The 7,587-nt window shown below is 38.7% G+C and carries 8 protein-coding genes; 1 reads left to right on the forward strand and 7 read right to left on the reverse strand.

Translation table 11 applies throughout. The features are described from left to right. Nucleotides 1-50: 50 nt before the first annotated feature. The 4 genes from nusG to pbp2a are packed head-to-tail and all read right to left on the reverse strand — an operon-like array spanning nucleotide 51 to nucleotide 3,228. Nucleotides 51-587: a transcription termination/antitermination protein NusG gene (gene nusG / locus ADI58_RS07250; RefSeq protein ID WP_000376740.1), complete on the reverse strand. Its 537-nt coding sequence runs from the start codon at nucleotides 585-587 to the stop codon at nucleotides 51-53. Between the two features lie 54 nt (nucleotides 588-641). Then, nucleotides 642-818, reverse strand: a complete 177-nt coding sequence (gene secE / locus ADI58_RS07255; protein WP_001210991.1) for a preprotein translocase subunit SecE — start codon at nucleotides 816-818, stop codon at nucleotides 642-644. A 9-nt stretch (nucleotides 819-827) separates the two neighbouring features. Beyond that, nucleotides 828-980, reverse strand: coding sequence for a 50S ribosomal protein L33 (gene rpmG / locus ADI58_RS07260; protein WP_014017356.1), 153 nt, complete (start codon nucleotides 978-980; stop codon nucleotides 828-830). Nucleotides 981-1,032: 52 nt separating this feature from the next. Continuing rightward, nucleotides 1,033-3,228 carry a penicillin-binding protein PBP2A gene (pbp2a, locus tag ADI58_RS07265; RefSeq protein WP_049522020.1) on the reverse strand — a complete coding sequence of 732 codons (2,196 nt, stop codon included), beginning with the start codon at nucleotides 3,226-3,228 and terminating at the stop codon, nucleotides 1,033-1,035. A gap of 86 nt (nucleotides 3,229-3,314) precedes the next feature. On the opposite strand from pbp2a, the gene ADI58_RS07270 reads away from it, so the two are divergent. Then, nucleotides 3,315-4,190 carry an RluA family pseudouridine synthase gene (locus ADI58_RS07270; RefSeq protein WP_080982506.1) on the forward strand — a complete coding sequence of 292 codons (876 nt, stop codon included), beginning with the start codon at nucleotides 3,315-3,317 and terminating at the stop codon, nucleotides 4,188-4,190. A gap of 68 nt (nucleotides 4,191-4,258) precedes the next feature. On the opposite strand, the gene gap is transcribed toward ADI58_RS07270, so the two are convergent. From gap to ADI58_RS07285, 3 genes are all read right to left on the reverse strand, one after another. Beyond that, a complete protein-coding gene (gene gap / locus ADI58_RS07275) occupies nucleotides 4,259-5,269 on the reverse strand; it encodes a type I glyceraldehyde-3-phosphate dehydrogenase (RefSeq protein ID WP_000260687.1) in 1,011 nt (336 codons plus the stop codon). A 176-nt stretch (nucleotides 5,270-5,445) separates the two neighbouring features. After that, nucleotides 5,446-6,747 carry an ABC transporter permease gene (locus ADI58_RS07280; protein WP_193390588.1) on the reverse strand — a complete coding sequence of 434 codons (1,302 nt, stop codon included), beginning with the start codon at nucleotides 6,745-6,747 and terminating at the stop codon, nucleotides 5,446-5,448. After that, nucleotides 6,716-7,399 carry an ABC transporter ATP-binding protein gene (locus ADI58_RS07285; protein ID WP_049522022.1) on the reverse strand — a complete coding sequence of 228 codons (684 nt, stop codon included), beginning with the start codon at nucleotides 7,397-7,399 and terminating at the stop codon, nucleotides 6,716-6,718. The genes ADI58_RS07280 and ADI58_RS07285 overlap by 32 nt, the downstream gene beginning before the upstream one ends. Nucleotides 7,400-7,587 lie beyond the last annotated feature (188 nt).

A 7,587-nucleotide genomic window follows, 5' to 3' on the forward strand; every position in this document is an offset into this window, starting at 1 on the left:
CCTTTAGCTCCTCAACTGCATAAAAAAGAGAGGTCTTGCCTCTCTTTGGGTTATAATTCTGCGATTTGGTTTAGGTTTACTTCTGCAACTGTGTCATTACCAAACATAGAGATAATCATCTTCACTTTATTGTTATCAATCTCCGTAATCTTACCAGTGTAGTCTGCAAAAGCACCATCAATAATACGTACAGTTTGACCAACTTCAACATCGATATCAAACTCTTGTACAGTTTGTCCCATAGAAACCAAGATATCACGAATTTCTTGTTCCAATAATGGTGTTGGTTTTGATCTATTTCCGTGAGATCCGACGAATCCTGTAACATTTGGCGTGTTTCGAACAACAAACCAAGCTTCATCTGTCATGACCATTTCTACAAGAACATAACCTGGAAAGCGATTTTCTTCTACTTCTTTTCTCTTTCCATTTTTTTCAACTTGCACTGTTTGTGTTGGAATTTCAACGCGTAGAATATTATCCAACATATTGTAGGTTTGTGCACGTTGTAATAGATTTTCTTTTACCTTATTTTCATAACCAGAATAAGTTTGTAAAACAAACCACCCTTTATCAAAACTATCCATGATATTTCCTTTCATAAATAGAAGATTTCTAGTGTAATTAACTCCACTAGCCTTCTAAAAAATGTTAATAAATCGAATCAAACCTGAAACAATCAACTGGTCAAAAATGTAAATAATTACTACAAAGAAAGCTGTGTATTCCATAATAGAACGAAAATCTCTCCAGCTTTCCTTGCGAGTTGGCCATGTTGTGTCTTTAAGAAGTCTAAAAATATCTCCAATAAAACGCATCGCTCTCTCCTATCTCGTTTCTCTGTGTGTAGTGTACTTGCCACAATGCTTACAAAATTTATTTACTTCTAGTCGTGTAGGCTTGGGGGTTCCACTAATCTTGATTGAATAGTTTCTCGAACCACAAACCGCACAAGCTAGGCTTGCTTTTTTTAGTGCCATAACGCCTCCATCTTATCTATTATAACAAGAAAGCTAGGCTTTGACAAGCATCTTAGCGAAATAGATTGACTACCGAATCCCATATTGTTTGAGCCTTTTCCTTAATCTTCGCATCTGAGATAGCCCGGCTAGCCTCATCTACTAGACTTTGCGCACGTCCTCGAATATCAGACAAATTATCATCTGTCTGGCTATTATCATTGGTTTGTACTTGTCTTTTTGTGTTAGCTGGTGCAATTCCATTTTGCTTATAAGCATTTTCAACTGTAAAGGTGCTTCCTGGTGTATAAGGTAAAATGGTATTTGCAATGTTTCTAAAGACATGAGCAGCACCATTTGATGTAGAACCCGCTAGATAGTGATTTTCATCAGTGGTCGGGAAACCAAGCCAGTGACTAATCACTACATCCGGAGTATAGCCAATTACCCACTGGTCACTTGTGTACTCCGGATTGAAAACTGCTTCAGTTGTTCCAGTTTTCCCTGCCATGACATAGTCTGCAGGCGATGAACTAATACCGGTACCATTGGTGAATGTCCCCAACATCATACTAGTCATCTTGTCAGCTACAGCTTTATCAATCACTCGTTTTTGTGAATTTTTATGACTCGCAATAACCTGACCACTAGCATTTTCAATTCTACTAATAAAATGAGCTTCCGGCATTAAACCTTCATTTGCAAAGGCAGCATATGCTTGAGCCATTTGCAGAGGATTGGTTTCGACACCGCTTCCTAAAGCGACACCAAGAACACGTTCTACCTTTTCCATGTTGAGTCCAAATTTTTCGCCTGCCTCAAAAGCCTTATCAACACCCAAATCATTAACAGTAGCAACAGCAGGTAGATTAAGCGATTCTGCCAAGGCTTGATACATGGGAACTTCTCGACTCTTTTTGATTCCTGCATAGTTATCTACCTTATAGTTGTCATACTTCATGGTATGGTTATCCAACTGCTTGTTCAAAGCCCAACCTGCCTCAACTGCTGGTGTATAAACAACTAAAGGCTTAATTGTAGAACCAGGGCTACGTTTTGATTGAGTTGCATAGTTGAAATTCCGGAATCCAGTTTTATCATTGTCAGCCACTTGACCGACAACTCCACGAACTCCCCCTGTTTTCGGTTCGAGAGCTACACTTCCTGATTGAGCAAATGTTCCATCCTCTGCTCTCGGAAATAGCGCTGTATTTTCATAGACAACCTGCATATTTGCTTGGTAGTTTTGGTCCAGCTCTGTGTAAATGCGGTAGCCATTATTGACAATTTCTTCCTCTGTTAGATTATACTTGGAAACAGCTTCATTAACAACCGCATCAAAGTAAGAAGGATAGCGGTAATCTGAGATTTTCCCTTCATACTTATCGTGCAATTGCGAATTCATATCAACTTCCGCAGCTTCGGTTTCTTGGTTTTTATCAATATATCCTGCTGCAACCATATTTTGTAAGACAGTGTCGCGACGATTGGTAGAATCCTCTACAGAATTCAAGGGGTTATACAGTTCCGGCCCTTTGAGCATCCCTGCCAGAGTCGCAGCTTGATCCAAACTCACTTCTGACGCAGAAACTCCAAAGTATTTCTTACTCGCATCTTCTACACCCCACACACCATTTCCAAAATAAGCATTGTTAAGGTACATGGTTAGGATCTGATCCTTACTATATTTTTTAGTCAATTCTAAAGCCAAGAAAAATTCTTTCGCTTTTCTCTCAACAGTTTGATCCTGCGACAGATAGGCATTTTTAGCCAGCTGTTGAGTAATAGTAGAGCCACCACCTGAACGACCAGCAGTGACAATAGCCAAGAAGAAACGACCATAGTTAATCCCGTCATTTTTATAGAAGGAACGGTCTTCTGTCGCAATAACGGCATTCTGCAAATTTTTACTGATATCAGTCAATTCAACGTAGGTTCCCTTTTGACCAGACAAGGCACCAGCCTCCTTTTCTTCACGGTCAAAAATGATAGTCCGAGTTTTCAAGGCATTTTGCAAATCATTAACATTGGTTGATTTGGCTACAGCAAACAAATAGGTTCCAACTAGCAAGCTCGCACTCAAACCTAGTATAAGGACAATCTTTGTTAGATGATAGCGACGCCAGAATTTTCTAATTGGACCCACTTGGGCTAATTTTTTTCGATCACTACGAGAGCGACGTAAGCTAGTAGAATCAGAGTCCTCTAGTTCACTTGTTTCTTTTTTAAAAAGAGAAAGAAATTTCTCGAATAATTTATCTAATTTCATGCGTTTATTTTATCATCTTCATCATAGGAAGACAAGAATTTAGCTATTTCCTATCCAAATAGGGCTTTTTTTGTTACAATATCTGTATGAAATTCACATTTACATTACCAGACTCTCTACCTCAAATGACGGTAAAGCAATTACTAGAGGAGCAACTCCTCATCCCTAGAAAAATCCGTCATTTTTTGAGAATCAAGAAACACATTTTGATTAATCAGCGAGAAGTTCATTGGAACGAGACGGTAAATCCTGGAGATGTTTGCCAATTGACTTTTGACGAGGAAGATTATCCCGAAAAAGAAATTCCTTGGGGCAACCCAAACCTCATTCAGGAAGTTTATCAAGACCAACACTTAATTATTGTGAACAAACCAGAGGGGATGAAAACGCATGGTAATCAGCCAAGCGAAATCGCCCTTCTTAACCATGTCAGTGCCTATGTTGGCCAAACCTGCTATGTCGTTCATCGTCTAGACATGGAAACCAGTGGTTTGGTTCTCTTTGCCAAAAATCCTTTTATCCTACCTATTCTCAATCGCTTATTGGAGAAAAAAGAGATTTCTAGGGAATATTGGGCACAGATCGACGGACATATCAACAGCAAAGAACTTGTTTTCAAAGACAAAATCGGGCGTGATCGCCATGACCGCAGAAAACGAATAGTTGATACAAAAAATGGGCAATATGCTGAAACGCATGTAAGCAGATTAAAGCAATTCCCAAACAAAACTTCCTTGGTTCGTTGCAAACTAAAGACCGGGCGAACCCATCAGATTCGTGTGCACCTTTCGCATCATAATTTTCCTATTTTAGGCGACCCTCTCTATAATAGTAAATCAAAAACAAGTCGGCTTATGCTCCACGCCTTTCGACTATCCTTTACCCATCCGCTTACTCTAGAGAAATTAAGCTTCACTACCCTATCAGATACTTTTGAAAAAGAATTAAAAAAAAATGGATGATTGTGTCATCCATTTTTCCATATAAGAAAAGCAAGACCAAGAGGTCTTGCTTTTTATCGACTCATGAATTATTTAGCGATTTTTGCGAAGTATTCAAGAGTACGAACAAGTTGTGCAGTGTATGACATTTCGTTGTCGTACCATGATACAACTTTAACCAATTGTTTACCGTCAACGTCAAGAACTTTAGTTTGAGTTGCGTCAAACAATGAACCGTAAGACATACCTACGATATCTGAAGATACGATTGGATCTTCTGTGTAACCGTATGATTCGTTTGAAGCTGCTTTCATAGCTGCGTTCACTTCATCAACAGTAACGTTCTTTTCAAGAACTGCTACCAATTCAGTAACTGATCCAGTTGGAGTTGGAACGCGTTGTGCAGATCCGTCAAGTTTACCGTTCAATTCAGGGATAACCAAACCGATTGCTTTTGCAGCACCAGTTGAGTTAGGAACGATGTTTGCAGCACCAGCGCGAGCACGGCGAAGGTCACCACCACGGTGTGGTCCGTCAAGGATCATTTGGTCACCAGTGTAAGCGTGGATAGTAGTCATCAATCCTTCTACAACACCAAAGTTATCTTGAAGAGCTTTAGCCATTGGAGCCAAGCAGTTTGTAGTACATGAAGCACCTGAGATAACTGTTTCAGTACCGTCAAGAACGTCGTGGTTAGTGTTGAATACAACTGTTTTAACGTCGTTTCCACCAGGAGCAGTGATAACAACTTTTTTAGCTCCACCAGCGTGCAAGTGTTTTTCAGCAGCTGCTTTCTTAGCAAAGAAACCAGTAGCTTCAAGAACGATTTCTACACCATCGTTAGCCCAGTCGATTTGTTCTGGATCACGTTCAGCAGAAACTTTGATGAATTTACCGTTAACTTCAAATCCACCTTCTCTAACTTCAACAGTACCGTCGAAACGACCTTGAGTTGTGTCGTATTTCAACAAGTGTGCAAGCATAACTGGATCTGTAAGGTCGTTGATACGAGTAACTTCAACACCTTCTACGTTTTGGATACGACGGAAAGCAAGACGACCGATACGTCCGAAACCGTTAATACCAACTTTAACTACCATTAGTGATTTCCTCCTTATGAAAATCATGAAATTTTTATTGTGAAAAGAGTAACTTGAATCACTACAAATCACCTTTCAACAAACCTATTATATAACTATTTAAGTTTAATTGCAAGTACGGGCATTGTTTTTCTATGTTAGTTTCTTTTTTAAACTGTAAATCAAGGAATCCCTTACTATTCATATCGTAGCGATTCTACAGGATCCATTTTACTAATTTTACGTGCTGGGAAGTAAGCTGATACATAACCAAGCAAGAGAGCGAAAGCTAGAGTTCCTAAAATAGATAGAGGATTTAATTCAAAAACCTTCGTGATGGATGGGTAAAAGTGATTTACAACCGCATTCGCCAAACTTCCCACCCCTTGTGCAACCAAAAAGGCCAGTAACAAGGCGATGCCTACAATCCAGATAGCCTCGTAAATAAAAATTCCTTTGACATCACGATTTTGATAACCAACTGCCTTCATGACACCTATTTCCTTAGAACGTTGCATAATATTGATGTAAATAATGATACCAATCATGACTGCTGCTACCACAATAGCTTGTGATGAAAGTACAATCAACAATCCCTGAATGACACGAATAAAAGTAATCACAATATCAAGAACCTTCTGTTGAGAAAGAACAGTATACTTCTTGTTTTTCTGCAATTCTTCTGTTATCGCTTTTGTTTGTGATGGATCTTTGAGTTCCAAGATAAAATAAGATACAGCTTTTGTAAATCCAGCCTCTTTCAAAATCGTTTCCATTTGATGAGACGACATGAAACTGTTGCTGTCCTCCATGTCATCTTCATCATTGATTACACGTACAATTTTTGTTTGAAATTGAGCAATCTTACTAGCCTCGGCAGTATTTTCTACAATGCTGGCTGAGACTGATTTGCCAATAACATCACTAGCTGTTAGATTTTTTCCTGTCTGTTCATTCCAATTTTTTAGTAAACTGATTGGAATTGTCAAACCCTGTTCATTTGCATCAGTATAGAGGGAACCGGCTAATACTTTGTCCGCCTCATTACTACTAACAGAGATACTTGTATCTTCATAGAGACTCACTACTTGAGCATAAGAAGGCATCGTTTGACTCAGATCCATTTCTTGCCCATCTATAGTAATATTTGACATGGTCATCCCAAAAGGACTCTCCAAATATTTAATAGCTTCTTTTCCAACTGTATCCGTGATATAGTTCTTATCATCTTGGTTCAAAAAGCCTCGTCCAACATTTTTTGTGTTTAAAGCAATCTGAACTTGAGAAGGAATTTGACCTCCATTCGTATTTTCATCAATCATCGAAATCAAAGCATTTCCCAAGCCAAAAGAAATTAAGACTCCTACAAAACCGATTGAGGTTGCTAGTGCAATCAATAGGTTACGCCATTTTCTTTCCATAAAGTTATTTAAAGAAAGTTTGAATTTATTTTTCAATGATAATCCTTTATTTTTTGACTTCTTCAACGACTTCACCATCCTTCATTTTGATAATCACATCTGCATATTCGGCAACCTCTGGATTATGGGTTACAATCAATACTGTTTTCCCTGTTTGGGCTAATTTTTTAAACACTTCCAATACCATTTCTTGGGATTGGGAATCCAGCGAACCCGTTGGCTCATCTGCTACAATCATATCTGGCTGATTTACCAGTGCACGCGCGATTGCTACGCGTTGCTTTTGCCCGCCAGAAAGCTGTTTAACATTTTTAGCTACAAAAGGCTCCATGCCTAAGTTACTTAATTGCTCCTTTGCAATCATTGTCATCTCCCTGTCAGATAAATCTTTGACATAGAGAGGTAATTTGACATTGTCCAAGACAGACTGATGAGGAATGAGGTTAAAGTTTTGAAACACAAATCCAATCTTATCTTTACGAAATTGAGTTAGTTCAATCTCTGATAAGTCACGGAGGGATTCCCCTTTAAACTCTAAATCTCCTTCATATTGTCTATCTAAACCGCTGATGATATTGAGTAGACTGGTTTTGCCACAGCCTGATGGACCGTAAATCGCTGTAATTTTACCTTTTGCAATCTGCAGGTTTATATTTCTTAGAGCCTGCTCTTGATGTTTACCGTCCAAAGTGTAAAACTTTGAAATATTTTTAATGGATAAAATGGACATGTTTTCCCCCTTATTTAAAACTGTTGTCGTCATACATCATACTTATAGAAAATCCTTCAAGTTGCTTGACCCTATAGGCCTACTACTTAGAATTTCCTCTCTATTGCCGAGTTTGTTTCTGGATGTATAGCAAGTAATACTCTTCGAAAATCAAATTCAAACCACGTCAACGTCGCCTTGCCGTACTC

This window comes from Streptococcus mitis, assembly GCF_001074635.1.
GTDB lineage: Bacteria > Bacillota > Bacilli > Lactobacillales > Streptococcaceae > Streptococcus > Streptococcus mitis_E.

Excerpts from the sequence above, each read along its gene's own strand:
- ADI58_RS07280 (WP_193390588.1), bottom strand. The coding sequence starts at position 6,747 with ATGGTGAAGTCGTTGAAGAAGTCAAAAAATAAAGGATTATCATTGAAA.
- gap (WP_000260687.1), bottom strand. The coding sequence starts at position 5,269 with ATGGTAGTTAAAGTTGGTATTAACGGTTTCGGACGTATCGGTCGTCTT.
- secE (WP_001210991.1), bottom strand. The coding sequence starts at position 818 with ATGCGTTTTATTGGAGATATTTTTAGACTTCTTAAAGACACAACATGG.
- ADI58_RS07270 (WP_080982506.1), top strand. The coding sequence starts at position 3,315 with ATGAAATTCACATTTACATTACCAGACTCTCTACCTCAAATGACGGTA.
- nusG (WP_000376740.1), bottom strand. The coding sequence starts at position 587 with ATGGATAGTTTTGATAAAGGGTGGTTTGTTTTACAAACTTATTCTGGT.
- rpmG (WP_014017356.1), bottom strand. The coding sequence starts at position 980 with ATGGCACTAAAAAAAGCAAGCCTAGCTTGTGCGGTTTGTGGTTCGAGA.
- pbp2a (WP_049522020.1), bottom strand. The coding sequence starts at position 3,228 with ATGAAATTAGATAAATTATTCGAGAAATTTCTTTCTCTTTTTAAAAAA.
- ADI58_RS07285 (WP_049522022.1), bottom strand. The coding sequence starts at position 7,399 with ATGTCCATTTTATCCATTAAAAATATTTCAAAGTTTTACACTTTGGAC.